Source organism: Cobetia sp. UCD-24C (genome assembly GCF_001306765.1).
Classification (GTDB): Bacteria; Pseudomonadota; Gammaproteobacteria; order Pseudomonadales; family Halomonadaceae; genus Cobetia; species Cobetia amphilecti.
The window spans coordinates 90,238-114,631 of sequence record NZ_LJTD01000005.1 but is presented as its reverse complement, the minus strand read 5'-3'; the positions used below and the strand labels follow the sequence as shown (position 1 = coordinate 114,631).

Annotated in this window: 24 protein-coding genes; 10 read left to right on the top strand and 14 right to left on the bottom strand. The window is 61.7% G+C overall.

Annotated elements, in window-relative coordinates:
- Positions 1-106: 106 nt before the first annotated feature.
- Positions 107-802, bottom strand: coding sequence for a haloacid dehalogenase type II (locus AOG28_RS09220; RefSeq protein ID WP_054556222.1), 696 nt, complete (start codon positions 800-802; stop codon positions 107-109).
- Positions 803-1,152: 350 nt separating this feature from the next.
- Between AOG28_RS09220 and AOG28_RS18830 the strand changes: the two genes are divergently transcribed.
- Complete coding sequence (locus tag AOG28_RS18830) at positions 1,153-1,278, top strand: hypothetical protein (RefSeq protein ID WP_263643033.1); 126 nt, start codon at positions 1,153-1,155, stop codon at positions 1,276-1,278.
- Positions 1,279-1,726: 448 nt separating this feature from the next.
- A complete protein-coding gene (locus AOG28_RS09215) occupies positions 1,727-1,972 on the top strand; it encodes a hypothetical protein (RefSeq protein WP_054556221.1) in 246 nt (81 codons plus the stop codon).
- A gap of 154 nt (positions 1,973-2,126) precedes the next feature.
- Here AOG28_RS09215 and AOG28_RS09210 read toward each other — a convergent pair whose 3' ends face one another.
- The gene (locus AOG28_RS09210; protein ID WP_054556220.1) at positions 2,127-2,642 is read right to left on the bottom strand and encodes a lactoylglutathione lyase family protein; all 516 of its coding nucleotides are present in this window, start codon (positions 2,640-2,642) and stop codon (positions 2,127-2,129) included.
- A gap of 243 nt (positions 2,643-2,885) precedes the next feature.
- On the opposite strand from AOG28_RS09210, the gene AOG28_RS09205 reads away from it, so the two are divergent.
- The gene (locus AOG28_RS09205) at positions 2,886-3,761 is read left to right on the top strand and encodes a LysR family transcriptional regulator (RefSeq protein WP_054556219.1); all 876 of its coding nucleotides are present in this window, start codon (positions 2,886-2,888) and stop codon (positions 3,759-3,761) included.
- 120 nt (positions 3,762-3,881) lie between these two features.
- Here AOG28_RS09205 and AOG28_RS09200 read toward each other — a convergent pair whose 3' ends face one another.
- The 7 genes from AOG28_RS09200 to AOG28_RS09175 all read right to left on the bottom strand — a co-directional run bounded on the left by AOG28_RS09200 (position 3,882) and on the right by AOG28_RS09175 (position 8,606).
- On the bottom strand, positions 3,882-4,079 hold the full coding sequence (locus tag AOG28_RS09200; RefSeq protein ID WP_200906769.1) for a gamma-glutamylcyclotransferase family protein: 198 nt from the start codon (positions 4,077-4,079) through the stop codon (positions 3,882-3,884).
- Positions 4,061-4,210 carry a hypothetical protein gene (locus AOG28_RS18525; RefSeq protein ID WP_200906768.1) on the bottom strand — a complete coding sequence of 50 codons (150 nt, stop codon included), beginning with the start codon at positions 4,208-4,210 and terminating at the stop codon, positions 4,061-4,063. Before AOG28_RS18525 ends, AOG28_RS09200 begins: the two co-directional genes overlap by 19 nt.
- A 76-nt stretch (positions 4,211-4,286) precedes the next feature.
- Positions 4,287-5,270: a LysR substrate-binding domain-containing protein gene (locus tag AOG28_RS09195; protein ID WP_054556218.1), complete on the bottom strand. Its 984-nt coding sequence runs from the start codon at positions 5,268-5,270 to the stop codon at positions 4,287-4,289.
- A gap of 310 nt (positions 5,271-5,580) precedes the next feature.
- Positions 5,581-6,057 (bottom strand): GFA family protein, encoded by a 477-nt coding sequence (locus AOG28_RS09190; RefSeq protein WP_054556217.1) that lies wholly within the window; start codon positions 6,055-6,057, stop codon positions 5,581-5,583.
- Between the two features lie 198 nt (positions 6,058-6,255).
- Positions 6,256-6,582, bottom strand: a complete 327-nt coding sequence (locus AOG28_RS09185) for a gamma-glutamylcyclotransferase family protein (protein ID WP_054556216.1) — start codon at positions 6,580-6,582, stop codon at positions 6,256-6,258.
- Positions 6,583-6,837: 255 nt separating this feature from the next.
- Positions 6,838-7,437, bottom strand: a complete 600-nt coding sequence (locus tag AOG28_RS09180) for an HD domain-containing protein (protein WP_054556215.1) — start codon at positions 7,435-7,437, stop codon at positions 6,838-6,840.
- Complete coding sequence (locus AOG28_RS09175; RefSeq protein WP_054556214.1) at positions 7,437-8,606, bottom strand: TauD/TfdA family dioxygenase; 1,170 nt, start codon at positions 8,604-8,606, stop codon at positions 7,437-7,439. The genes AOG28_RS09180 and AOG28_RS09175 overlap by 1 nt, the downstream gene beginning before the upstream one ends.
- A 540-nt stretch (positions 8,607-9,146) precedes the next feature.
- Between AOG28_RS09175 and AOG28_RS09170 the strand changes: the two genes are divergently transcribed.
- The 6 genes from AOG28_RS09170 (at position 9,147) to AOG28_RS09145 (ending at position 15,323) form a co-directional block, all read left to right on the top strand.
- Complete coding sequence (locus tag AOG28_RS09170) at positions 9,147-9,815, top strand: ABC transporter permease (protein ID WP_054556213.1); 669 nt, start codon at positions 9,147-9,149, stop codon at positions 9,813-9,815.
- 45 nt (positions 9,816-9,860) lie between these two features.
- Positions 9,861-11,051 (top strand): ABC transporter ATP-binding protein, encoded by a 1,191-nt coding sequence (locus tag AOG28_RS09165; protein ID WP_054556212.1) that lies wholly within the window; start codon positions 9,861-9,863, stop codon positions 11,049-11,051.
- Positions 11,052-11,055: 4 nt separating this feature from the next.
- Positions 11,056-11,787: an ABC transporter permease gene (locus tag AOG28_RS09160; RefSeq protein ID WP_054556211.1), complete on the top strand. Its 732-nt coding sequence runs from the start codon at positions 11,056-11,058 to the stop codon at positions 11,785-11,787.
- A gap of 102 nt (positions 11,788-11,889) precedes the next feature.
- Positions 11,890-12,771: a glycine betaine ABC transporter substrate-binding protein gene (locus AOG28_RS09155; protein WP_054556210.1), complete on the top strand. Its 882-nt coding sequence runs from the start codon at positions 11,890-11,892 to the stop codon at positions 12,769-12,771.
- Between the two features lie 164 nt (positions 12,772-12,935).
- Positions 12,936-14,321: an MmgE/PrpD family protein gene (locus AOG28_RS09150; protein ID WP_082388602.1), complete on the top strand. Its 1,386-nt coding sequence runs from the start codon at positions 12,936-12,938 to the stop codon at positions 14,319-14,321.
- A gap of 159 nt (positions 14,322-14,480) precedes the next feature.
- On the top strand, positions 14,481-15,323 hold the full coding sequence (locus AOG28_RS09145; RefSeq protein WP_054556209.1) for a nitrilase-related carbon-nitrogen hydrolase: 843 nt from the start codon (positions 14,481-14,483) through the stop codon (positions 15,321-15,323).
- A gap of 152 nt (positions 15,324-15,475) precedes the next feature.
- Here AOG28_RS09145 and AOG28_RS09140 read toward each other — a convergent pair whose 3' ends face one another.
- From AOG28_RS09140 to AOG28_RS09130, 3 genes are all read right to left on the bottom strand, one after another.
- Positions 15,476-16,963, bottom strand: coding sequence for a CoA-acylating methylmalonate-semialdehyde dehydrogenase (locus AOG28_RS09140; protein WP_054556208.1), 1,488 nt, complete (start codon positions 16,961-16,963; stop codon positions 15,476-15,478).
- Positions 16,964-17,069: 106 nt separating this feature from the next.
- Positions 17,070-18,353: a M24 family metallopeptidase gene (locus AOG28_RS09135; protein WP_054556207.1), complete on the bottom strand. Its 1,284-nt coding sequence runs from the start codon at positions 18,351-18,353 to the stop codon at positions 17,070-17,072.
- A 115-nt stretch (positions 18,354-18,468) separates the two neighbouring features.
- Entirely contained in the window at positions 18,469-19,350 is an 882-nt protein-coding gene (locus AOG28_RS09130) for a HalD/BesD family halogenase (RefSeq protein ID WP_054556206.1), read from the bottom strand.
- A gap of 112 nt (positions 19,351-19,462) precedes the next feature.
- Between AOG28_RS09130 and AOG28_RS09125 the strand changes: the two genes are divergently transcribed.
- Positions 19,463-20,425: a LysR family transcriptional regulator gene (locus AOG28_RS09125; RefSeq protein ID WP_054556205.1), complete on the top strand. Its 963-nt coding sequence runs from the start codon at positions 19,463-19,465 to the stop codon at positions 20,423-20,425.
- Between the two features lie 233 nt (positions 20,426-20,658).
- Here the strand turns inward: AOG28_RS09125 and betT are convergent, their stop codons facing one another.
- Positions 20,659-22,785: a choline BCCT transporter BetT gene (betT, locus tag AOG28_RS09120; RefSeq protein WP_082388601.1), complete on the bottom strand. Its 2,127-nt coding sequence runs from the start codon at positions 22,783-22,785 to the stop codon at positions 20,659-20,661.
- A gap of 60 nt (positions 22,786-22,845) precedes the next feature.
- Positions 22,846-24,369 (bottom strand): choline-sulfatase, encoded by a 1,524-nt coding sequence (gene betC, locus AOG28_RS09115; protein WP_054556204.1) that lies wholly within the window; start codon positions 24,367-24,369, stop codon positions 22,846-22,848.
- Between the last annotated feature and the right edge of the window lie 25 nt (positions 24,370-24,394).

The following is a 24,394-nucleotide window of genomic DNA, read 5'->3' as shown; positions in this document are numbered from 1 at the left end:
TAGGCAGCACTCAGAGACAGAGCTGAGAAACTCAGTTTGGGAAGAGAGTTTATAAAGAGAGCCTAGAAAGAGAGTCTAGAAAGAGAGCTCAGAGGCCAGTGCTCGCTCAGGCCTCCCTGGCCGCGATCAGCTGATCCGCCAGGGTCATCAGCTCCGCGGCGATGAAGTCCGGGGTCGGCACATTCTCGGCGGGCAGCACGGCATTGTGTGGGCGCGTCAGCAGGGCGCCCTGCATGCCGGCAGCCTGGGCACCGATGGTGTCCCACACATGGCAGGCGATCATGCACATGTCGCCCAGTTCGACCTCGAGCTGCTCGGCGACATGCTGATAGGTGGCCGGCGCTGGCTTGAACTGCTTGACGCTGTCGACGCTGAAATGCTGCTCGAAGGCCATACTGATACCGGCCTTCTCCAGCGGCGTCGGGGAGGCGCCTGCGGGGGAATTGGTCAGCGTCACCAGGCGAAAACCGGCCTGCTTGAGGCGCTCAAGCGCCGGGGCGACATCGGGATGGGCCGTCATCTCGGCCATGCGCGACTTGAGCTCATCGATATCGTCATCCGCGAGTCTGACCTGATGGATGTCGGCGACCATTTTCAGGGCGCCCACGCCGAGCGCACCGAAGGGGGTGTAGCGTTGTGAGAGCGTCATGGTCTGCGAGTACAGCACCAGCTGTGCGAACCATTCGCGCAACACGCTTTCATCACCGAACACGCGTGAGAACAACGGCGAGAGAGTGGTGATGTCGAGCAGTGTCTCGTTGACGTCGAACACCAGTACGTCGGGAAAGGTCGTGTCAGACATGATGACTCCTGGGGTGATATTTCAGACATGCAGTGGGCGCGAAGCGAGGTAGCAGGCCGACGGGTAGCGTCTAGGGGGAAGTGCCAGCGGATCAGCGCCAAGGAATCAGCGCTGGCAAGCCTGCGTCACTTTCTTCATGACGCAAGACTACCCGTTGTTGATCGATTGCTCAAATCATGGTCGTTGGCAGTGTGATGACGCCGGTCAAAGGTCTGGAATGGCACCGGCAGTCTCAGCGCCAGACGGCGGTCGATATTTTCATGATCAAATGTTGTACAAAGATTGAATTTACGCCATATTGCGTCGCAGAAGGGCTGAAAAAACCAAGAAAACAGCAGGGGTAAGGGACAATGAGCAATATCGCTATCTGGATGGGGCTTGGCTTGGCCGTCACCTTTGTGCTGTTGGCGACTGGCGTCTTTGACAAGCTACTGACCCGTATCGAGCAGGATGATTCGGCGCGCAAGATGAAATGATCTGCTGGCGGTGACAGCCGAAGGGATTCACGTAAAACCCACCCTCCAGGGTGGGTTTTTTCATGCCCGTTTGGCGACAGAACCTGCAGGGCATGCGCGCTTTGCGGTTTCGCGAGTCTGAAGCCGGCATGCCATCGGTCAGCGAATGTAGTCTTGCGTATCGCTGTGTAATCATGGAGAAGTGATTTGCTATCGGGGTGTTCGTCGCGGTCATGGTGTCTTGCGAGTCGCGATGAGATCAACGTGCTGAACACGCCAGCAAGTTACCACTGGTTAACGTTTCGAGAAATGTCGCCCACAAGTGAGAGTTGTACAGATATCACATCATGGATAGTGTGAGTTCAGCGGGTTTTGCAGAGTATGAGGGATGTTCACACCCGTAATGATTACCTGAACGCGTGTGATCATTGCCGTGAATTCAATCAGTGTGGCTCCAGGGAATCGAATCATGGATGAGAAAGCCAACGCCGTTCTGTCCTGCCCGGTATGTAAATGCCTGAGCATGGATTACCAATATCATGAGCGCTCTGATGATTACCTGGTGCACTGTGGTGAGTGTGCCGAGTTCATCGGCACCTGGTCGTTGTTGCAACGTGAGCTTGCAGTGCAGAAGGCACGGATTGCCTTGCTCAGTCCGGAACTCGCCAGTCAGAGTCTTTACCGTCGTGTGCGCAGCATGCCCGTCATCCACTGAGGCGTGAGCGGGTGGGCTTTCGCTGGGCTCGCCCGACGAAGGTCATCGTGTGTTGCTCTCGAAATTCCTGTCGGGATGTCTCGAGCATGAATGTCAGATACAGCAAGGCCCCGCCATGGCGGGGCCTTGCTGTATCTGACGTCTGCGGCCGTGCTCAGTTCTGGTAGGCACCGGCGGCGTAGGTCATTTCATAGCTGTGGCTATAGACCTCGAGGATATTGCCGAACGGGTCTTCCATGTAGACCATGCGGAACGGCTTCTCACCCGGGAAGTACTCGCGTACCGGCATGCGCTGCTTGCCGCCGGCGGCGACGATGCGCTCGGCCAGTCCTTCGACGTCCGGGTCCTGGATGCAGAAGTGGAAGATGCCGGTCTTCCAGTACTCGAAGTTGTTTTCCGGCGTCTCGTGGTTCGGGAATTCGAAGATCTCGACGCCGATACGGTCGCCGGTGGACAGGTGGGCGATGCGGAAGCTGCCCCAGCCCGGACCGAAGACATCGCTGCACATCACGCCGATGGCGGAGTCATCTTCGGTGATGGTGGTCGGCTCCATCACCACGTACCAGCCCAGCACTTCGGTGTAGAACTTGACCGCGGCTTCCACATCACCGACGGACAGGCCGATGTGGGAGAAGGTGCGCGGATACGGTGTGTTCTTTTCGTTGCTCATGAGTCACCTCGATATGTGAGTCGTGAAGGAAATGGCTCGGTCACTGCCTGCGTGACGTTGGATGCCATCTTGGGCGTCATGAGCAATAATGAAAACTACGTGGCTGTTATGATAATGATAAGATTTGCTTATGGCGGTAGGGGTTCTCCGTCGCAGTCTTTGCTGATGCTACTCCTCTGACGCTGACTTCCTGATACTGCCCCCTGACTCTGCCCCCTGATTCTTCCAGCCCCAGGAGCTTGAATGCTGCAACCCCAATGGCTACGCACCTTTCGCACCCTGGTGAGTGTCGGCAACTTCACGCGCACCGCGGAGCGGCTCGATCTGACCCAGGCCGCTGTCAGTCAGCATGTGCGCCAGCTGGAAACCCGACTTGGCACGCTGTTGATTCGTCATCCGCGCAAGATCGAACTGACGCCGGCCGGCCATGCACTGCTGGATTTCGCGCGTGAGATGGAAACCGCCGAGCAGCGCCTGGCCCAGCGCCTGGCGGGCAATGAAGACAGTCATGGCGACATTCGGTTGATCACGCCGGGCAGCATTGGCCTGGCGATCTATCCGCGCTTGCTGGCGCTTCAGCAGGAGTCGCCGGGCCTCAATGTCCACCATCGCTTCGCGCCGACGCGCGAGGTGGTGGAGGCCGTGCTGGAGAATCGCTTCGAGCTGGGGATCGTCACGCTCAAGCCGGATGACCCGCGTCTGAGCGTGACGGAGTGGGCGCGTGAGCCCCTTGAGCTGGTGGTGCCGGCGGGGGTCGAGATCCATGACTGGGGGGATCTCGAGACACTGGGCTTCATCGATCACCCGGATGGTCAGGACATGGCCTCGCGCCTGTTGAGTCGGCGCTTTCCGGGCAATCCGGGCATCAGCTCATTGCCGCGCAGTGGCTCCACCAACCAGATCAGCCTGATTCTGGAGCCGGTCGCCCGTGGGTTGGGCTTCAGCGTCGTGCCGCGCCATGCCCGCGAGGCCTTCCCTGATCATCAGGCCATCCGGGTGGTGCCACCGCCTGAGGGCAGCACGGAGGTGGTCGATACCCTGTGGTTGCTCACGCGAGCGGAATGGCCGCTCTCGGCGCGCGCCAGACGGGTGTTGGAGTATCTGAAGGTGTCGCTGTAGCGCGCCGAGGCATTGACGCTCAGACCTCGGCGCTCAGACCTCGACACTCAGGCAGCGACTCCGGGCATCAGCGCACTGATCAGCTTATGGAGCAGTTCATGAAACAGTTCATGGAGCAGCTTACGGCTGGCTCAGCGCGTAGACCTGTGCCGTCAGGGTGCTGCCATCTTCCAGCGTGATCGTGGCCGGCTGGCGAAGGTATTCGCTGCCTTCGAAATCATCCAGCGCCTGCCAGTGATCGGCCAGGTTGTCGGAGGAGAAGACGTGACCGCGGATGGTGTCGCCCGCCTCATCCAGTCTCAGCCCCGGAAAGCCCATCTCAGCCCCCAGCCAGCCGCCTCCAGGCGCCCCTTGAGGGTGCCGGGTGTCCAGCTGCCGCCAATGTCGAGCATGACGTGTTCGTTGGGGCCGCCCGGGCCGAGGGTGCCGTAGATGAAAAGATGCTGCATGGGAGTCTCTGTCGTTCGTCGGGGGAGAAGCCTGTCTCGGCGGCGCGCGCCGCACGGAGCGAGGGCTTGCGGCAACTCATGGCTGCCTTGAGGTAGGCCCCGGAATCTCGAGGCCGGAAAATTCGCGTGTCAGCCAGCGGGTGATCGGTTGGATCACGGCGCTGTTGGGATGGCGGACACTCATGCGATAGCCGTGGCGGTCCCGCGAGATATGCGGCGTCAGGGCGATCAGCGAGCCGTTGTCGAGCAGGTCCTGGATGACGTGGCTCCAGCCCAGCGCGACGCCCTGATGATTGACGGCGGCATTGAGCGTCAGCGGGAAGTTGTTGTAGGGGAAGGCCTTGTCGAGGCGCGGCACCGGCAGTCCCGCATGGCGACACCAGGTGGCCCAGTCCAGCCAGCGGGTGTCGCGCATGTCCAGATGCAGCAGGGTGATGCGCGACAGCGCCTCGGCGTCCAGTCCCTTCTCGAGCCCATGACGCCGGGCGTAGTCCGGGGAACAGACCGGGAAGGCGCGCTCCGCGACCACCAGCGTATCGCGATGATCGCCCGTCAGCGGCGGGCCGAAGCGGATCGCGATATCGGCCTGCTGCATCTGCGGGTCTTCATCGCGATCGATCGGCAACAGCGTGAAATGACAGTCGGGGAAATCCTGCTCCAGCCGCTCCAGGCGCGGACGCAGCCAGACATGCGCGAAACCGGCGCCCGCGGCGATGGTGATACGCGGGGTCGGCTTGTGCACCTTGCGACGTGCTTCCGTGACGGCGCTGCATACCTTGCCAAGTCCGCCTGCCAGTTCGGCATGGAAGGTCTCGCCGTAGTGGTTGAGGATCAGACGGCCGCCCTGGCGATCGAACAGCGGATGGCCCAGGTGCTCCTCCAGCGCGCGGATGCGCTGGGAGATGGTGGGCTGGGTGGTATCCAGCTCACTGGCGGCGGCCGTCATCGACCCCAGGCGGACCGTCACGTCAAAGGCGACCAGCCCGCGCAGGGAGGGCAGGTCATCCAGAAGGCTTGCGCTTTCCAGCGGCGCTGGGGAGCTTGTCTTTCGGGCCGGCACGAGAGTCCTCACTGTGATGCGCTGTCGCGGCGCTCCTGTCGTACTGTTTTGGCCTGGGTGATGGCCTGGGTGATGGCCTGGCTGATGGCTCGGGAGATTGCCTGGATGAGGCATGAGAAGGCATCAGCCAAGGATCACCGGATACAAACAGGAGTGCCGCCTTGTATAGGCGGCACTTATACGCGACGCAGCGAATGACATCAACGCTCAGCCCGGCGGATCAGGCCATGAGGTCGCAACGGATCCTGACCAGCGTCGCATCGGACCCTGATCGATGGCGTTGCTGGTCCTGATTGACGCGCCGCTGAGATCAGTCGGTGTCGCGCTCGGCAATTCGCGCATGCCAGGCGGCAATGCTCTCTTCGGGATACTCGGCGTGATGAGCATCACGTGCTTCGTGCGCGACTTCCACCCAGTTGGCCTTGCTGTCGAGCATGATGTGGACATGTTCCGGCGGCACGGGCAGCGGGGTGTCGATCGCCCCCGCCTGAGGGTGGATCAGCTCCGGCCAGCGGGCATCGTAGAGCCACAGCGCACTGCCGCAGCGCTTGCAGAAGTGGCGTTCCGCCGGACTTTCGACCCCGTCGGTCACCGCGTGATAGATGGAGAGATTGTCCCGGCCTTCCACCTTCAGGGTGTTGGCATCGCCCGCCAGATTGATCGCGTAGCCACCGCTGCCCGCCGTCTTGCGACAGATCGAGCAATAACAGCGCTGATACGGATAGGGGTGCGGCGATTCGAGCTGGAATGTGACAGCCTTGCAGTGGCAGGAACCTTCAAGCTGCATGAGGAATCTCCCTTGTGATGCATGAATGAGGACGCTGGCGCTGACTGGCCATGCATCGCCCGAAGGGCAATGTTACTCCATCCGGGCGCAAGGCGGCGGGCCGCCATCCATCACTAGCCACGATCAATCCATCACTAGCCACGATCCATCCATCTCTTGCCACGAGCCAGCAATCGCTATCCGTGCCGCGCGCGAGTCTCACTGCGGCAGGGCGTAGACATAGGCCTCGAGTTCACGATTGTCATCGAGTATTACGGTGGTGACGGTGCGCTGATAGATGGGGCCCTCGAAGTCATCGAGGGCATCCCAATGCTCGGGCAATTGCGCCGAGGAGAACACGTGGCCGCGTATCACCTGGCCCGTGTTGTCGACGACCAGCCCCGGGAAGTTGTGCTCATCGCCGTGATCGGTGTTTTCCAGTCGGCCGCGTAGATAGGCCGAGCTCCATTCGCCATCGATATTGGCGATGACGTGTTCGTTGAGGCCGCCGGGGCCCAGTGGACCGTAGATGAAGAGATGTTCCATGCGTCTGCCTGTCGGGTTGGGGAAGGGGGATGATCCGCGAGGGAAAGACGGCCGTACCGGCACCGTCTTCATTGACGCTGACGTTAGCCAATGATGATGAAGGTTGAGTGGCGAGGTTCAACCCCTTGTTGACGTGAAGCACTCAACGCAACGCCCACAAACCAGATTGCCCCCACTGGGCGGGCCAGTGAGGGCAATGGTCAAGCGGGGGAGCGGAGCAGGTCAGGCGCGTTTCACGCCCCCGCCTTCACATGCTCAGACGCGGCTGTCGAAACCGCCGGCCGGCTCTTCGCCGATCACGTCCGGATCGAAGGGCTTGCGCGCGAAGACGCGACGCAGTGCCGGCTCGAAGTGCTCCAGCGGCGGAGTCGGGTAGTCGGGATCGAAGGCCGCCTGATCATAACGCTCGCAGAAATCCACGCACTTCTGATACCAGGGGTGGTCCTTGTAGATCTCGCGCTCGTTGCGGTCCTCGCCGTAGAAGTGACCGTAGTAGAACTTCTGGAACAGGCCATGGTGATGGATGATCCAGGTCACTTCGGCACGCACGTACGGGCGAATGATGGCGGCGGCCAGCTGCGAGTGATTGTAGGGCGCCAGCTCATCGCCGAGATCATGCAGCAGGGTGGCGACGACCAGGTCGTCATCGGCACCATCGGCCTCGGCGCGCGCCGCTGACTGAAGGGAATGCTCCAGACGGCTGACCTTGTAGCCGCTCAGGCCATCATCGAGCTTGCGCAGGGCAAGCTTGAGACGCTCCACCAGCCCTTCATTGAACTGGTCTTCAAGACGCTCGAGCAACGCATAGTCTTCTGCGGTGCCATCCTTCATCTGGGTGAATGAAACCTGATCCATTACGCCATTTCCTCACGGTTTTCTTGTTGTGCCTGCTGCTGACGCTGACGCATCAGGGTCGTGGCGAAGCGCTCACGCGGGCCGTCGCTGTCCATGTAGCAGCCCTGCAGGTGGCGGTGCCCCTCATTGGTGTCGAACGCCGTACGGCCATGCAGCACGCGGGTGTTGTCGAACATCATCAGCTCTCCGGATTCGAGTTGGAAGCGAATCTCGTTGGCCGGGTCCTGGAACAGCTGCCCCAGACGCTGGCGGGCCTGATGGTAGCGGCGAGTGTTTTCCAGCGACATGTGCGGCAGGTGATCGAGGCGCGGGCTGTAGTTGACGCCGATGGGCTCACCATCGGAATTCTCGCGAATCACGCAGCGACGGGTGGTCAGCTCGGTGCCGGCGTCCAGGAAGCGGAAGCCGACCGGCGTGGTGCGCAGCAGTTCATAGCCTTCCGGCATCTCGGCCTTGAGCTGCTTGAGCGCATTGAGGCTGTCGACCAGCGTGGACAGGCCGCCGGTGGTCTCGTTGACCAGGCAATGCAGCATCTGGATGCCCGGCACCGGATCACGATACGGGTTATCGGTGTGCGGCCCGAGCGCCACGCTGCGGTAGGCCAGGTCATTGCCCGTCGGACGCGAATACACCTCGAAGTAGCTGCCGAAGTTGGTGTCCTTCACGTAGCCGAAGTGACCGGCCACTTCCAGAATGCGTTCCGGGTCGGTCGGCACGTTCTGCACGATGATGTAGCCAAAGCGCAGATAGGCCTTCAATGCCTTCTGGAAGTCCTCATTGTTGCCCATCTTCTCCCAGTCGACGCGCTGCGCTTGCTGATCGATGCTCGCATCCCAGCTCTCGGGCTTGGGGAACGGTGTGATGCCCTGCAGTTCATGCGCCAGCATGGTGAGGTCATACACCTCGCAATGCCCGTCACTGAAAGTGAATTCCACGTGCGTCTCATCGACCGGGCGCGCCGCGGTCAACTCGAGGTTGACGTCGATGGCATGCGAATCGAACAGACGCTGGGTGGTCACCTCATCGAGCTGCTCCGGGTCCTGGGTGCGCTCGCGCAGCCACAGCGGGCTGACCGGCTCCAGGCCTTCGGCGGTGATCAGGTTCAGTGACAGCGGCGACTCGCTCAGGGTCAGCGGCAGCGCGTCGGACAGGGCATTGGTCAGGGACATGCAGGCATCTCTCCATTAGCACGGTTGTATATCGTGGCCATTATGGGAGTGAGGCATGGGGCCTAAGTAGGGGGTGAGTGTTATCGGAGGGTATGCATTTTTCTTATGGAGGGCTGGTGGTGAGGGAGGTTCGCGTCTGCTACCCGACCGCCATTCCGCGTGCCCAGGGCCCGCCCATATATGCTAAATAGATGATTTATAAATTGTTTTGTCTTTTTTGTTACCATCGTCGCGGACGAGGCGGATAGCGGTGGCGAATTGGCCCCAAACCTGCAGAGCGAATCGGTGATACCTGGCGTCAGTGAGTCAGTCGTGCTCTCGGGCTCGCGTGGCGCAAGGAGGATCACTGTTCTTGATAACTGGCATTTTGCATGCTCATCCAAATCGATAAATAACTGCTATCTCGCTTTGCTAAGCTAAGCAGGTTTCCGCTTCGGCATCTCAGCGACTTCGCTTGATGATATACCTGCCCTGACACCTGTGACGCCGGCTCAAGCCTGCCGTGCCGAACAGGACACAATAAAAGCAAGGAGATCCCGCTTGGAACTGATCCAGTATGCTCTGGACAATATGGAGCTCTTGACCACACGCACGCTTGAGCACATCTCGCTGGTCGGGGTGGCAGTGGGAATCGCCACCCTGACGGGCGTGCCCATCGGCATCGCGATCACCAAGAACGAGCGAGCCGCCAAGGCCGTGCTGTATATCGCCTCGATCATCGTGACGATCCCCTCCATCGCGCTGTTCGGCATCATGATTCCGATCCTGTCGTTGATCGGGCAGGGCATCGGTTATCTGCCGGCGGTGATCGCCGTACTGCTGTATTCGCAGCTGCCGATCATCCGCAACACCTATACCGCGATCAACAATGTCGACCCGGCGCTGCGCGAAGCCGCCAGAGGGGTGGGCATGAGCCAGAATCAGCGTCTGTGGATGGTGGAGATTCCGTTGGCCGTGCCGATCATCATGGCCGGTGTGCGCACCGCCGTGGTGCTGAATATCGGGGTGATGGCGATTGCGGCCTATATCGGTGCCGGGGGGCTTGGGACCTTCATCAGTCGAGGGATTTCCCAGTCTGATCCTCGGCAATTGATTGTCGGGGCGGTGGCGGTCAGCGTGCTGGCCATCCTCGTCGACTATGCATTGTTGGCGCTGCAGAAGCGCCTGACGCCCAAGGGCATGGACCGCACCACAGCGGCCGCCGCCTGACGCGTCATTCGCGCGCCATTCTGCTAACACGACAAGGAACGCTTCATGATTGAACTCGACAACCTGACTAAAGTCTTCGATACCCCGAAGGGCGCCGTGACGGCCGCTGACAATATCAGCATGAAGGTCCCGAGCGGTGAGATCTGCATCCTGCTCGGCCCCTCCGGCTGCGGCAAGACCACCAGCCTCAAGATGATCAACCGCATCATTCGCCCGACCTCGGGGCGAGTGCTGATCAACGGGGAAGACACCACCAATCTCGATACCCAGGAGCTGCGCCGCAACATCGGCTACGTGATCCAGCAGATCGGCCTGTTCCCGAACATGACCATCGAGGAGAACATCACCGTGGTGCCCCGACTGCTGGGCTGGGACAAGACGCGCTATCGTGAACGTGCCCGTGAGCTGATGCGCATGATCGCGCTCGAGCCCGATGCCTTCCTCAAGCGCTATCCGAGCGAGTTGTCCGGTGGCCAGCAGCAGCGCATCGGCGTTGCGCGTGCCCTGGCGGCGGACCCGCCCGTGATGCTGATGGATGAACCCTTCGGGGCCATCGATCCCATCAATCGCGCGGTGATCCAGGATGAGTTCCTCAAGATGCAGCAGGACCTCAAGAAGACCATCATGTTTGTCAGCCACGATATCGATGAGGCGATCAAGATGGGCGATCGCATCGCCATCTTCCGCGGCGGCAAGCTGGTGCAGTATTCACCGCCCGATGAGTTGCTGGCTGCGCCGAAGAACGAGTTCGTCGAATCCTTCCTGGGCGAGGACCGTGCACTGAAGCGCCTCAACCTGGTCAAGGTGCGCGACCTGGCCAGTGAAGACATCGGCATGGTCACGCCGGATGACACCCTGGCCACGGCGCTCGAGCGCATCGAGGCCTACGGCTATCAGAACAGCATCGTGATGGTGAACGACAAGCGTCAGCCGGTCGGCATCATCAGTGCCGCCATCGCTCGCACCTCCAAGGGCCATTGCCGTGATCACTTCCAGAGTGTGCCCGTCGTGGTCAGCCTGGAGGATGACCTGCGCAAGGTGGCCTCGCTGATGTTCGCCAATGACATGACCTGGATGCCGTGCGTCGATGACGAGGGGCGTATCGTCGGCCAGATCACCCAGCGCGCCATCACCCACCATCTGGGCTCTCGTTATCGGGCGCATTCAGGAGGTGTCGCTGGCGGGGCGCCAGGTCCGGCGGGTGAGATGTCCGCGACCACGGTGCATAAGGAGTAAGCCCATGCCGACAATGAAATTGACGGGCTTGCTACGGCTGGTGGCCGTAATTGCGATCTTCATTGCCGGGGTCTGGAGCCAGTCGAGTGGCGTGATCGAAGAGTTCCTCTTCTATATCCCCGACATCCAGTTTCTGACGGTACAGCACCTCTGGTTGACGGCGCTGTCCGGCGGGCTGGCCATCCTGGTCGCGGTCCCGCTGGGCATCATCCTGTCGCGACCGAGCATGACGCGCTACGCCGAATCCGCCATGCAGGTGCTCAACGTGGGCACCACCATCCCGACGCTGGCGGTGCTGGCCCTGTCGATGAGCTTTCTGGGCATCGGCACCGTGCCGGCGGTCTTCGGGCTGTTCGTCGCGACCCTGCTGCCCATCACCCGCAATACCTACACGGGGCTCAAGGGCGTGTCACCGGCCTTGAAGGAAGCGGCAGCCGGGATCGGCATGTCGCCTCTCCAGCGTCTGGTGCGGGTCGAGTTGCCCAATGCGCTGTATGTGATGTTCGCCGGGATTCGCACCGCACTGGCGATCAATGTCGGCACGGTACCGCTGGCCTTCCTGATCGGCGCCGGTGGACTGGGGGAGCTGATCTTTACCGGGATCGACCTCTATGACCCCATCATGATGCTGTCCGGCGCCATTCCCACGGCGCTGCTGGCGATCGGGGTGGATGTGCTGGTGGCCTTCGTGGCCTTCCTCGTGGTGCCGCGAGGCGTCAACCCGGCGCGAGCATGAACGAAGACCCACGCGCCGACCCGCTCGGCGCGTGGTGACAGACTGCACGACCTGAACAACAACAACCGGCTGGACTGAAATTTCACAGGATAGGAGAACACCATGAAGACCTTGACGACTCTGCTGACCGGCGCGGCACTGGCCGCTTCACTTTCCACGGCGCAGGCTGAAGAGATTGTGGTGGGTGGCAAGAACTTCACCGAACAACAGATTCTCGCCAGCATGACGGGGCAGTACCTGGAAGGCCTGGGGTATGAGGTGGAAGAGCGCTCCGGCATGGGCTCCGCCGTTCTGCGTCAGGCGCAGGAAAACGGCCAGATCGATCTCTATTGGGAGTACACCGGCACCTCACTGATCAACTACAACGATGTCAGTGAGCGCCTGAGCCCGGAAGACACCTATGCCCGCGTCAAGGAGCTGGACGCCGAGAAGGGCCTGGTGTGGCTGGAGCCGTCAGCGGCCAACAATACCTACGCACTGGCGATGCGTGAGGCGGATGCCCAGGAGCGCGGTATCGCTTCACTGTCCGACCTCGCGCAGGCGGTCAACGACGACAAGGGTCTGTCCTTCGCGCTGAACGCCGAATTCTACGCGCGTGATGACGGCTGGCGCCCGCTGCAGAAAGCCTATGACTTCCGTGTCGGGCGCGCCGACGTCAAGCGCATGGATTCCGGTCTCGTCTACCAGGCCCTGCGTGATGGTCAGGTCGATGTCGGCTTGGTGTTCGCCACCGATGGCCGCATTCCGGCCTTCGATTTTACGGTGCTTGAGGACGACAAGGGCTATTTCCCGGCCTATGCCCTGACGCCGGTGGTGCGTGAGGAGTCGCTCAAGGCCAATCCGGAACTCGAGTCGCAGATGAATGCGCTGTCCGCCGAGCTCAATGACGACACCATGGCGAGCCTGAATGCGCAGGTCGATGTCGAGAAGAAGACCATCGAGCAGGTCGCCGAGGACTTCCTGAAGGAACATGGCCTCATGTGACCTTCAGGTACGTCTGATCCTTTGATAGCGAGGCTCAGGGGCTACGCTAGCACGACAAGGCCGCCTGCGGGCGGCCTTGTCGTCTCTGGCGGCCTTGTCTGCCTCGCCCACATCTGCCGCCATCCCGTTGGTCATTTTCGTGTCTGCCAAATTGGAGAAGTCCCATGTCTGCTCCGGATTGTCTGTCTCACGCTATACCCACCCCTCATGCTTTGCCCACCTCTCATGCACCTGCCGAGGATCGCCTGGCGCCTGCGCCGTTGTCCCTGATCCATGATTATGACGAGACCCGTCTCAGCACAGAGCAGCTGCACCAGGCCAAGCGCTGCCTGCTGGATCTGCTGGGCGTCGCGGCAGGTGCGACGCGGACTCCCCTGGCCGCCAAGGCGGCGCGCTACGTCACGCGCCAGCACGGCGGCGACTTGCCGCTGTTGTTCGCCAGCGGTACGGCCTCTTCCAGCGGTGTCGCCCTGCAGGGTGGCTGGTTGATCGATGCGCTGGATGCCCACGATGGCCAGGTGCTGACCAAGGGGCATGCGGGGGTGGCCTTGTTGCCCGGCCTGCTGGCACTCCCGGAAACCCGACAACTCAGCGGGCATGCGTTTCTGGCGCTGCTGGCCTATGGCTACGAGGTCGCCACGCGCGCGGGCATCGCCTTGCATGCCCAGAGTCCCGATTACCATACGTCGGGGGCCTGGAATGCGCTGGGCGTGGCCGCAGTGACTGCGCGTCTGCGCGGCTTTGATCGTGAGACGTTGCACCACGCGCTGGGCATCGCCGAGTTCTATGGGCCGCGCAGCCAGATGATGCGCTGCATCGATCACCCCACCATGCTCAAGGATGGCTCCGGCTGGGGGGCGATGACCGGCATCTCGGCGGCGTTGCTGGCGGAAGATGGCTTCACCGGAGCACCGGCATTGACGGTCACGGCGCCGGAGGTCGCCGCGCTGTGGCAGGACCTCGGCCAGCGTCACTATCTGTTCGAGCAGTACTTCAAGGCCTATCCGGTGTGTCGCTGGGCGCAGCCGGCAGTCGAGGCGGTACTGTCATTGGCGGACGCCGCTCGTGAGCCTGACGACATCACGCGTATCGAGATCATCACCTTCCATGAGGGCAAGCGGCTGCATGTCACGCACCCCGCCACCACGGAGCAGGCGCAGTACAGTCTGCCGTGGTCGGTCGCCTGTGCCCTGGGGCGGGGCAGCGTGGATGTGGAAGGCGTCTGCGATGCCCTTGACGATGCCGGACTCAAGGCGCTGGCGAGCAAGGTGATGATCGAGGAGGATGCCGCATTCAATGCCCGCTTCCCTGCCGAGCGGTGGGCCCGTGCGCGAATCGTCCTGACAAATGGTGCTGTGCTGGAAAGCGCAGACCATGAGGCGCTGGGCAATCCGGACAAGCCGCTGACGGACGCTCAGGTGTTGGCCAAATATCAGGCCCTGGCGGAGCCGGTGCTGGGAGATCGCGCAGCCAGGTTGCGTGATGTCGTGATGGATCTGGAGTCACGGCCTGTCTCCGAGCTGCTGGCGCTGCTGGGCGCACCGGCTTGAATATGGCGGCCGCGGCTGACATTCTGCGCGGCGCTTGATTCTCATTGGCCTGCTATCTGACCTTGGCCCTGGCCTTTTGCTTGGTTTTCTACCTGACCTTCACCCTGACCCTGGCTTCTGCTGTTCGTTGCCTTCTCTTTTCATTACCGAGACATGCCCATGCACCATCAAGATCACCTGCACGTTGGCGCGGCCCAGATCAACGCCACCCTCGGCGATATTGAGGCCAACCTGGAACGTCATCTCGACATCATCCATCAGGCGCGGGATGACGATCTGGATCTGCTGGTCTTCCCGGAGCTGTCTTTGACGGGCTATGGCATGGGCAGTCGGGTCATTGATCTGGCCTTTCCGCCGCATGACCCGCGCTTGCTGATGCTCGCGCGTGCCGCGGGCGACATGCAGCTGGTGGTGGGCTTTGTCGAGGAGGCCAGTCCGGGGGAGTACTACAACGCCCTGGCGATTCTGCAGCACGGCGCGCTGCAGACCGTGCATCGCAAGCTGAATCTGCCGACCTACGGCGGGCTGGAGGAGGGCAAGCTGTTCACCCACGGCAGCGATCTGACCCAGAACGATGTGCGCGAAGGCTGGTCAGCCACCTCGCTGATCTGCGCGGACCTGTGGAATCCAGGCCTGGTGCACGCCGCCATGCTCGCGCGTCCCACCGTGCTGTGCGCGCCGATCAATTCCGCCTCGGGCATCGTCAGCGATGATTTCTCCAATGAGCAGAACTGGGCGATCAATCTCCAGTTCTACGCCATGACCTACGGCACGCCGGTCATCATGGCCAATCGCTTCGGGCCCGAGGGTGGCAGTCACTTCTGGGGCGGATCACGAATTCTTGGCCCGCGCGGAGAAACGCTGGCCCAGGCGGAAGACCGCGAGATGCTGATACATGCCGAGCTGTCGCGCACCGCGATCGCCAAGGCCCGCTTCGAGCTGCCGACACACCGCGACGCCGACACGCCGCTGGTACGTGACCTGATGCTGGGCTATCGCTGAGCGATTGGTGTAGAGCAACAGGCGCTGAGCGGCAGGCACTGAGAAAGCCCAGCAGCAAGACAGATAAGCATGTCGGACAACAAGACGCCCGCGCCAGAGTTCTGGCGCGGGCGTCTTGTTTGCGGTCTTGTTTACGTTTTCGGCAATGCGGCTCAGGACGGGAAGCTGAATTGAGCGGCTTCCTGAGCACTGCGCTGCGGCCAGCGCTGGGACACGCTCTTGCGTCGGGTATAGAAGCGCACGGCGTCGGGGCCATAGGCGTGCAGGTCACCGAACAGCGAGTCCTTCCAGCCGCCGAAGCTGTGGAAGGCCACCGGTACCGGCAAGGGCACGTTGATGCCGACCATGCCGACCTCGATCTGGTCGGCGAAGCGGCGTCCGGCCTCGCCATCGCGGGTGAACAGGCAGGTGCCGTTGCCGTACTGGTGGTCATTGATCAGCGCGATGGCATCCTCGAAGCTTGCCACGCGCACCACACAGAGTACCGGACCGAAGATCTCGTCACGGTAGATGCTCATGTCCGGCGTGACGCGATCGAACAGCGTTGCGCCCAGGAAGAAACCGGGTGAGCTCTCGACCAGCGGGTGAGTGCGACCATCCACGACCAGTTGAGCGCCAGCGCTGGCGCCTGCCGCGATATAGCCGGCGACCTTGTCGCGCTGCGAGGCATTGATCAGCGCGCCCATGTCGTGCCCGGGTTCGGTGCCCGGGCCGATGCTCATGGCGCGTGCCTGAGGCGCGAGACGTTCGATCAGGGCATCCGCGGTGTCATCCCCCACGCAGACGGCCACCGAGATGGCCATGCAGCGCTCGCCTGCGCTGCCGAAGGCGGCCCCGATCAAGGTGCTGGCGGCATTGTCGAGATCGGCGTCCGGCAATACCACGGCGTGATTCTTGGCGCCTCCCAGCGCCTGGATCCGCTTGCCCTGACGGGTCCCCCCTTCGTAGAGGCTCCGCGCCACGGGCGTTGAGCCGACGAAGCTCATCGCCTTGACCTCCGGAGCCGCGATCAGCGCCTCGACGGCTTCGCGATCACCATGCACCACGCTGAAGAGCCCTGCGGGCAGTCCGGCTTCTTGCAGCAGGTGGGCCATCTTGTTGGCCGCCGACGGACTCTGCTCCGACGGTTTGAGGATGAAGGCATTGCCGCAGGCCAGCGCCATGGGGAACATCCAGAGCGGCACCATGGCCGGGAAGTTGAACGGCGTGACACCGGCCACAATGCCCAGCGGTTGATGGTTTGACCAGGTGTCGATGCTCGGCCCGGCATTGTGGGAATACTCGCCCTTGAGCAGCTCCGGCACGCCGCAGGCATATTCGACATTCTCGATGCCGCGCTTGAGTTCGCCCATGGCGTCGTCGAGCACCTTGCCGTGCTCTTCACTGATCAGGGCGCAGATTTCCTGAGCATCCCGTTCCAGCAATGTCTTGAAGCGATACATGACCTGAGCGCGCTTGGCGGGCGGCATGGCGCGCCAGGCGGGCAGGGCATCCCTGGCGGTTTCTATCGCGCGTTGCACGATGGCGGCATCGGCCAGTGGCAGACGGCGCACGGCTTGCGCGGTAGCCGGATTGAGCACATCCAGGGTGCGTTCGCCAGTCACGGCGTCACCGCCAATCAGGTGAGTCAGGGTATCCATCGGTCAGTTTTCAGCCTTGTGTTCAGTCGCAGAGAATGGGGCAGAGAAAGTCGCTGTCTTGTGCTGTCTTGAGCTGAGGCTGCTGTGAGCCTGGATTGACCAGTGCTCAGAATTGACGCCCCAGCAGTGCCTCATCGAAGGGATAGCGTGAGATCTTCTCGATGCCGGTCTCGGTGATCAGCACCTCTTCCTCCAGCTTGACGCCATCGGCCGCACCGACTTCGCCGATATAGCTTTCCACCGACACCACCATGCCGGGTTCCAGCACGCCATCCTTGGAGAAGCGATCAAAGTCCATGTGGTGTGCGACCAGTGGCGTTTCGCCATGCATGCCGACGCCGTGGATGATCGAGGGGTAACGGCGGTCGAGGAAACGCTCGGGGATCTTCCAGGCGCTCTCGGCGATCTCGCGGTAGCTGATGCCGGGCTTGAGGATCGACATGTTGTGGTGCACCTGCTCGTGCGCCATCTGATACAGACTCTGCTGATAGGCGGTCGGTCGGCCCGGCCCGACATGGAAGGTGCGTGAGAAGTCGGAGTAGTAGCCGTGGCAGCCGATGGTGTCGGTATCCAGCGCGACCAGCTCGCCGGGGCGTATCACGCGGTCGCTGGCCTCGTTGAACCACGGATTGGTGCGCGGCCCGGACGACAGCAGGCGGGTCTCGATGAACTCACCGCCCTGGCGGATGACATCGCCATACATGATGGCGAACAGCTCATTCTCGGTGACGCCGGGCTTGATGGCGGCTTCCACGGCGGCAACTGCGGCTTCGCTTCCGGCCATCGACTGGGCCAGGCAGGCAATTTCCTCAGGCGTCTTGAGGCGACGGCAATGCAGGGTGTCCTGCATGCAGTCAAAGACCTCAAGTCCCTGCGCTTCCAGCGAGCGCGCCAGATTCAGGGTGCAGCGGTCCAGCCCGACCTTGCGATTGCCGCCACCATGCTCCTCGATCAGCTGGGCAATCTCGATGCCGAACGGGTCGCTCGAGAGGTTGTCGCGCTGGTTGACGGCGGACCACACCACCTTGGACGTGCGCGCCTCATCGATGGTTTCAAGCCAGGTCGAGACGTGGGCGCTGCCGGGATATTCGAACAGGATCACCGGCCCCTCGAGGGGCACGTAGATGTATCGGGTGGAGTTGCGCAGGAAGTAGCCGAACATGTTGCGCGAGCCGGTGGCATAGCGCTGGTTGTTGGGATCAAACAGCACCACGGCGGCGTAGCCCTGCTCTGCCATCATGGCGCGCAGGCGAGCCAGACGACCGCCGCGCAGCTGCACCGGGTCAAAGGCCGTGGGAATGCTGTCGCCATTGGCCATTGGCGCGGACGGCACGATAGGGAAGCTTGCGGGTTCACTGTCGGTCAGGCGTTCAAAGTCGACGATACTCATGGTTGGTCTCGGCTCACGGTCTGGTGAAAAGGTCAGGAAAGGCGCTGGAAAAAGGACTAGCACAGGCGCTGGTACAAGAGCTGGTAGAGGACAGGACGCGCCGGGCTCGGGCATGTCAGTCCGCCAGGTTGTCGCTGCGCTGCATGCCTTCCTTGAGCAGGCGCTCGTGGATAGGCGCCATGCGGCCGAAGATTCGCTGGGCGCGCTCAGGGCGACCGATGAAGCCGGGCTCCTTGGCGTAAGCGAAGATCACGGTATGGCGTTCTCGCGCACCGCGAACCGGGGTGACGCGATGCAGGGAGTAGCGACCGAAGAAGATCTGCAGGTCGCCCGGCTTCAGGTCGATGGCGGTCAGGCGCGAGCGGTCTCCGTCGAGCACCTTCTCGACGCCCTCGAAGTTCTCGCCCTCGGGGCTGCGGATACCGGCGGCGTATTCGAAGCGGCCACCCGCATCGGACTTGCGGGTCATCATGGTGACGATGAATTCGTTGGTGTCGTAGTGCCAGGGATGCTGGCAGCCATCGCGCAGCACGTTGACGACCAGATCCGCGAGCGGGTCGGCATATTGGTGAATGTCGTCCATGCCGACGACGCTGGCGATGAAGTGCTGGAAATCGGGATGCGAGTAGACCTGGCGAATCAGGGTGTCCGAGCCGATGCGATCGCCCGCCACGAAACCGTTGGTGCGATCATCGAAGCGATTGCGCGGATGCGATGCAGGCAGTGAGTCATCACCGTCGCTGTTGTAGGGGTTGGTGACAGTCTGGTTATAGTGCGCCAGCGGTGAAAGACGCTCCGTTTCCTGCTCCAGTCGGGCCAGCGCCTCCTGCGGCACGAAGCCCTCCAGCACGACGCAGCCATCCTGCGCGAGCTGTTCGCGACATTGGCGCATCAGTTCGCGACCCCGCGCTTCTGACAGTCGATGGATGGGATAGTGTTCAAGATCTATCAGCCCATCGAGAGAGGTATCACTGTCCTGCTGCTGGATTGCGTTCATGCCCGGCCTCCTGTTCCCTGATCGCTAAATAACGTAGGAATAGGTTAGAGGGCGTGTTTTGATAATAGAAATGAATGGTCAAGATCAAATGCATTGCGAGGGCTCATAGATCATGGATACCGACCTGCTTCGTGCCTTTGTCACGGTGGCCGAATGTGAAGGGTTCAGTGCCGCCGGCAAGGTGCTGCATCGCACCCAGTCTGCCGTCAGCCTGCAGATCAAGCGGCTGGAGGATCAGATGGGCGGGGCGCTGCTGTCCCGCACCAGCCGTCGGGTAGAACTCACGGCATCGGGAGGGCGGTTGCTGCCCTATGCGCGGCACATTCTCAAGCTGCAGGACGAGGCGCGGCAGGTGCTCGGGGTCGATCGCAAGAATGAGCTCATCCGGCTGGGCACGTCGGAGGAACAGGCCAGTACCTACCTGCCCGAATTGCTGTCACGCTTCGCCGCGGATCACCCCGAAGTGCGCCTGGAGGTGACCTGCAAGATCAGCGCCTCGCTGGTGCATGATTTTCAGGAAGGCTTGCTGGACGCCGTGCTGGTGGTGCGTCACGGGCCGACCCAGACCGGGCGGCTGTTGGGGCGCGAGCGCATGGTGTGGGTGGTCGCCGAGGACCAATCGCTTGCAGACTGGGAGGTACTGCCGCTCGCGCTCAATCCGGAAGGCTGCATCTTCCGCGCGCATGCCTTCGCCGCCTTGGGCCGGGACGACCGACAGTGGGACGTGCGTTACTCGAGCCAGTCACCGACGGGCATCAATCTGCCGGTGAAGGCCGGGCTGGCACTGACCGTCAAGACCCCGCGCAGCGTCCCCTCCGGCTGTCGAATCGTCGGCGATGACGAAGGCTTGCCACCGCTTGGCCATGTGGAAATCGAGCTTCATCGCTCGCCGGGCCATGTCAGCGATGCGCTGAGTGACTTCTGCGATCATCTGGAAGCCATCGTCACCGGCAAGGGCAAGCTTGAGGAAGTCGGGGCGCTGGAGGCGAGCGCTGAGGTTGGCACTGAGGTCAGCCCTGAGGTTGGCGCCGATTCAGATGTCGCGACAGCGCGTGAGGCAGCGACCGCTGATTGAGCAGTCAGCTTGTGCCGATGACTCACTTTTCGAGTATCTTGCCGGCGGAAAATACCGACTCTCGGGGAAGATTGGCCTATCGTAATGAGAGACGATACGGGCATATGAACTACATGCCAACGTGAGTCGTATACGCGAAAATGAAAACGAAACGGGCACCCTGATCAGGGTGCCCGTATCGTTTTCATGCCAGTAGCATTGTCGTTGAAAGACGCTTGATGGAGTCGCGAATATCAGGTGCGTCCTGCCAGTGGTGCTGAGGGAGATTGCGCACCCGATACCGGTTGCTGTGAGGTGTCATCGACCGGCTCATTCATCATGTGTCCCCCCGGGATATTGGCCAGGTTGAGGGTGGCATCGACCTGGCTGAGGAACAGCAGGTGGCGCTGATATTCATTCAGCACGTCATGGATCACCTGATTGCGTGTGAAGCCATTGAGGTCCTGACCGATGCCGCCTTCGGCGAGATGCACATCCAGGCGCAGGTAGTAGTCATCGTCCGCAGGCAGGAAGCTGGGAGTCCGCATGCGGCATGGACGCACCTGATACAGGAAGCTGGGGGCACCGGGGAAATCGACCTGCAGCGTCGGGCAGCCACCTTCTATTTCTTCACTGTCGCGCTCCGTGACCGAGGCCTGATGGCCATGAGCCTGCAGCTCGCTGGCCAGCTGCTGCAATGCCGGGCGTACCGAATGCTTGAGCAGGCTGGCAGCGCCATGTCGTGTCGAGCCATCCAATGTCCGTGATAGCCGCTCACGCCAGTCACTGTCTTCACCGCTGACGATGGACACCATCTGGCGCGCTTCGGCCTTGTCGCTTTCGATGCTGAGCGCGCGGTACATGCTGATCATCACCAGGAAAATGACCGCAGAGAATGGCAGAGCCGTGATCACGGCAACGCTTTGCAGTGTCTGCAGGCCACCGGCCATCAATAGCGCAATGGTGATCACACCGATGACAACGGACCAGAAGATGCGCAGCCGGATGGGGGCATCGTGGTTCACGTCACGCAGCACATAGGTGAAATTGGAGAGTACCAGGGCGCCGGAATCGGCAGAGGTCACGAAGAACACGATGCTCAGAAGTGTCAGAAGGCTGGCGGTAAAGCCCACGCCGGGCAGTTGTTCCAGGAAGGTATAGATGCTGGTCTGCGGCGTATTGAGTGCCTGCTCGCCCAGTTCCACGACACCGGACTGCACCAGCTCGATGGCCGAGTTACCGAAGACACTCATCATGATCATGATGAAGGACAGCGGGATGAACAGAGCGCCGGCGACGAACTGGCGAATGGTGCGTCCTCGCGAGATACGCGCCAGGAACAGGCCGACGAACGGTGCCCAGGAAATCCAGAAGCCCCAGAAGAAGATGGTCCAGCTGTTGAACCAGGGCTGCTTGTCGGGGGCATAGGCGTAGGTTTCAAAACTCAGGCCGAGATAGGCGCTGGCATAGTCGCCGACATTGGTCACCAGTGCATTGAGCAGGTGCAGCGTGGGGCCCTGGAGCATCACGAACAGTACCAGTCCTCCGACCAGCAGCAGGTTCAGTTCCGATAGCCTGCGGATGCCTTTCTCTACGCCGGAGATCACCGAAAGCGTGCCCAGTACGATCACCATGATGATGATCAGAAGCTGCGAGACCAGCCCTTCACCGACACCGAACAGATAGTTCAGACCGTAGTTCATCTGCATCACGCCAATTCCGAGGGCGGTGGCGATGCCGAAGACGGTGGCCAGAACGGCGGTGATGTCCACCGCGTTGCCGATGGGGCCATAGATGCGCTTGCCGAGCAGCGGGAAGAGTGTTGAGCGGATGGCCAGCGGCAGTCGATGGCGATAGCTGAAATAGGCCAGTGCCATGCCCATCACCACGAAGACGCCCCAGCCGGAAATGCCCCAGTGCATGAAGGTCTGCACGATGGCACGGCGCTGCATCTCTTCGCTGGTCCCGGGACCGCCTGGCGGTGTCAGGAAGTGTGAGAGTGGTTCGGAGACCACGAAGAACAGAATGGCGCCACCGATACCTGCCGCGAACAGCATGGCCGACCAGGAAAGCGTCGAGAACTCTGGCCGTGAGTGGTCTGGCCCCAGTCGAATGCGGCCGAAGCGGGACAAGCCGATACCGACCACGAACACGACATAGAGTGTGACGGCCAGCATGTAGTACCAGCCGAAAGTGTTGCCGATCCAGTCCAGGCAATGCTTGAAGAAGGCGGTGGCCTGTTCCGTGAAGCCCATGGCGTAGACCACGAGCAGTACGATGGCGATCAGAGAGTAGCGAAAGACCGCATGATTCAGGTGGCTACCCGAGTCTGTCTGGGGCGCATCATGCGCGACATGATGCGCTGCATCCTTTGGTGTCATGCTCAAGCTCCCGAAGAAAATGAACGAGGTGAGTGAGTTGCCAGCAGCGTGGTTTGGCCATCAGCAGGCAGGGGCTTCGGGGAAGCGTGAACGGCGCTCAAGGTCATCGAGATCAATGGTATTGCGCATGTACTGAGTGCTGGCATCGAATTGTGGGTCGTGATCCCAGGCGGTGGTCTTGCCCCTGGACAGGGCACGTGACACCAGACGCCGACGGCGCTGGCTGGCCAGGACCGCTTCATGGAGTTGCGGCATGTCCCAGCGCTCGGCGACCTCCGCGCGCAGCTCTGCCATGAGCTCGGCAGTCAGGGGGGAGTCGGCGAGATTTTCCACTTCCAGCGGGTCATGAGACAGGTCGTAGAGCTGGTCAGGGTCGGCGGGAGAGTGGATGAACTTGTAGGAGCCGCGACGGATCATGATCAGCGGAGCCACCGCGCCTTCGCCCATGTACTCACCGATGACCTCGTCATGGCCTTCCTTGCCTTCAAGGTGTGGCACGAGGCTGCGGCCATCCAGCGGTGCGGCGTAATCGGGCGGTGTGCCGTGGCCGGCCAGCTCGGCGAAGGTCGGCAGCAGATCCATGGTCGAGACACAGGCGCTGACCCGCGCGGGGCTGAAGTGGCTGGGGGCATGCACGATCATCGGCACACGGGCGGAATTCTCGAACCAGCTCATCTTGTACCAGAGGCCACGTTCTCCCAGCATGTCGCCGTGATCGCCCGAGAACACGATGATGGTGTTGTCATCCAGCCCCGTCTCTTCCAGCGTCGCCAGAATGGTGCCGATCTGATCGTCCACGTAGCTGATGGCGCCGTAGTAGGCATGCCGGGCATTGCGGATCTGCGCTTCGTTCACCGTACCTTCCTGCATCTGATAGACGTAACGCAGGCGTTCGGAATGCGGGTCACATGGCGCGGACTGGTAGGTCAGCGTCGGCATGTCGATATCTTCATGCCGGTAGCGGTCCCAGTATTGCTGAGGGATGGCGTAAGGATCGTGCGGGTGCGTCAGCGAGACAGTCAGGCAGAAAGGCCGTTCGTCGGCGCTGCGTGCCTGATCGTAGAGATAGCGACGGGCGCGGAAGGCGACTTCATCATCGAAGTCCAGCTGGTTGGTGCGCACGGCAGGCCCGGCCTGAATGACCGATGACATGTTGTGATAGTAGGTCGGGCGCTTGTCGAAGTTTTCCCAGTCCACGAACCAGCCATAGTCGGCCGGATAGATATCGGTGGTCAGGCGTTGCTCGAACCCGTGCAGTTGGTCTGGGCCGCAGAAATGCATCTTGCCGGAGAGAGCAGTCTTGTAGCCGGCATCACGCAGGTAATGAGCGAAGGTCGGAATGTCGGCTGCCAGGTCGGCTGCATTGTCGAAGCCGCCGATGCGGGAGGGCAGCTGGCCGGTCATCAGCGTGAAGCGTGACGGAGCACAGAGGGGGCTGTTGCAGTAGGCCGCATCGAAGACGACACCCTGGCTTGCCAGGCGCGAAAGATGCGGTGTCTTGACCAGCGGATGACCGTAGAAGGGCAGGCAGGAAGCAGTCATCTGGTCTGCCATGAGAAACAGGATATTGGGCTGTCGAGTCATCTTGAGGCCTCTGGCTTATTATTGG

What these genes read in the sequence shown, in the direction of transcription:
- AOG28_RS09130 (WP_054556206.1), bottom strand. Translation starts at nt 19,350, where the DNA reads ATGAACGCAATCCAGCAGCAGGACAGTGATACCTCTCTCGATGGGCTG.
- AOG28_RS09185 (WP_054556216.1), bottom strand. Translation starts at nt 6,582, where the DNA reads ATGGAACATCTCTTCATCTACGGTCCACTGGGCCCCGGCGGCCTCAAC.
- AOG28_RS09160 (WP_054556211.1), top strand. Translation starts at nt 11,056, where the DNA reads ATGCCGACAATGAAATTGACGGGCTTGCTACGGCTGGTGGCCGTAATT.
- betC (WP_054556204.1), bottom strand. Translation starts at nt 24,369, where the DNA reads ATGACTCGACAGCCCAATATCCTGTTTCTCATGGCAGACCAGATGACT.
- AOG28_RS09140 (WP_054556208.1), bottom strand. Translation starts at nt 16,963, where the DNA reads ATGGATACCCTGACTCACCTGATTGGCGGTGACGCCGTGACTGGCGAA.
- AOG28_RS09150 (WP_082388602.1), top strand. Translation starts at nt 12,936, where the DNA reads ATGTCTGCTCCGGATTGTCTGTCTCACGCTATACCCACCCCTCATGCT.
- AOG28_RS09175 (WP_054556214.1), bottom strand. Translation starts at nt 8,606, where the DNA reads ATGTCCCTGACCAATGCCCTGTCCGACGCGCTGCCGCTGACCCTGAGC.
- AOG28_RS09210 (WP_054556220.1), bottom strand. Translation starts at nt 2,642, where the DNA reads ATGAGCAACGAAAAGAACACACCGTATCCGCGCACCTTCTCCCACATC.
- AOG28_RS09205 (WP_054556219.1), top strand. Translation starts at nt 2,886, where the DNA reads ATGCTGCAACCCCAATGGCTACGCACCTTTCGCACCCTGGTGAGTGTC.
- AOG28_RS09190 (WP_054556217.1), bottom strand. Translation starts at nt 6,057, where the DNA reads ATGCAGCTTGAAGGTTCCTGCCACTGCAAGGCTGTCACATTCCAGCTC.
- AOG28_RS09180 (WP_054556215.1), bottom strand. Translation starts at nt 7,437, where the DNA reads ATGGATCAGGTTTCATTCACCCAGATGAAGGATGGCACCGCAGAAGAC.
- AOG28_RS09200 (WP_200906769.1), bottom strand. Translation starts at nt 4,079, where the DNA reads ATGGGCTTTCCGGGGCTGAGACTGGATGAGGCGGGCGACACCATCCGC.
- AOG28_RS09145 (WP_054556209.1), top strand. Translation starts at nt 14,481, where the DNA reads ATGCACCATCAAGATCACCTGCACGTTGGCGCGGCCCAGATCAACGCC.
- AOG28_RS18525 (WP_200906768.1), bottom strand. Translation starts at nt 4,210, where the DNA reads ATGCAGCATCTTTTCATCTACGGCACCCTCGGCCCGGGCGGCCCCAAC.
- AOG28_RS09220 (WP_054556222.1), bottom strand. Translation starts at nt 802, where the DNA reads ATGTCTGACACGACCTTTCCCGACGTACTGGTGTTCGACGTCAACGAG.
- AOG28_RS09215 (WP_054556221.1), top strand. Translation starts at nt 1,727, where the DNA reads ATGGATGAGAAAGCCAACGCCGTTCTGTCCTGCCCGGTATGTAAATGC.
- AOG28_RS09125 (WP_054556205.1), top strand. Translation starts at nt 19,463, where the DNA reads ATGGATACCGACCTGCTTCGTGCCTTTGTCACGGTGGCCGAATGTGAA.
- AOG28_RS09165 (WP_054556212.1), top strand. Translation starts at nt 9,861, where the DNA reads ATGATTGAACTCGACAACCTGACTAAAGTCTTCGATACCCCGAAGGGC.
- AOG28_RS09155 (WP_054556210.1), top strand. Translation starts at nt 11,890, where the DNA reads ATGAAGACCTTGACGACTCTGCTGACCGGCGCGGCACTGGCCGCTTCA.
- AOG28_RS09135 (WP_054556207.1), bottom strand. Translation starts at nt 18,353, where the DNA reads ATGAGTATCGTCGACTTTGAACGCCTGACCGACAGTGAACCCGCAAGC.
- betT (WP_082388601.1), bottom strand. Translation starts at nt 22,785, where the DNA reads ATGACACCAAAGGATGCAGCGCATCATGTCGCGCATGATGCGCCCCAG.
- AOG28_RS18830 (WP_263643033.1), top strand. Translation starts at nt 1,153, where the DNA reads ATGAGCAATATCGCTATCTGGATGGGGCTTGGCTTGGCCGTCACCTTT.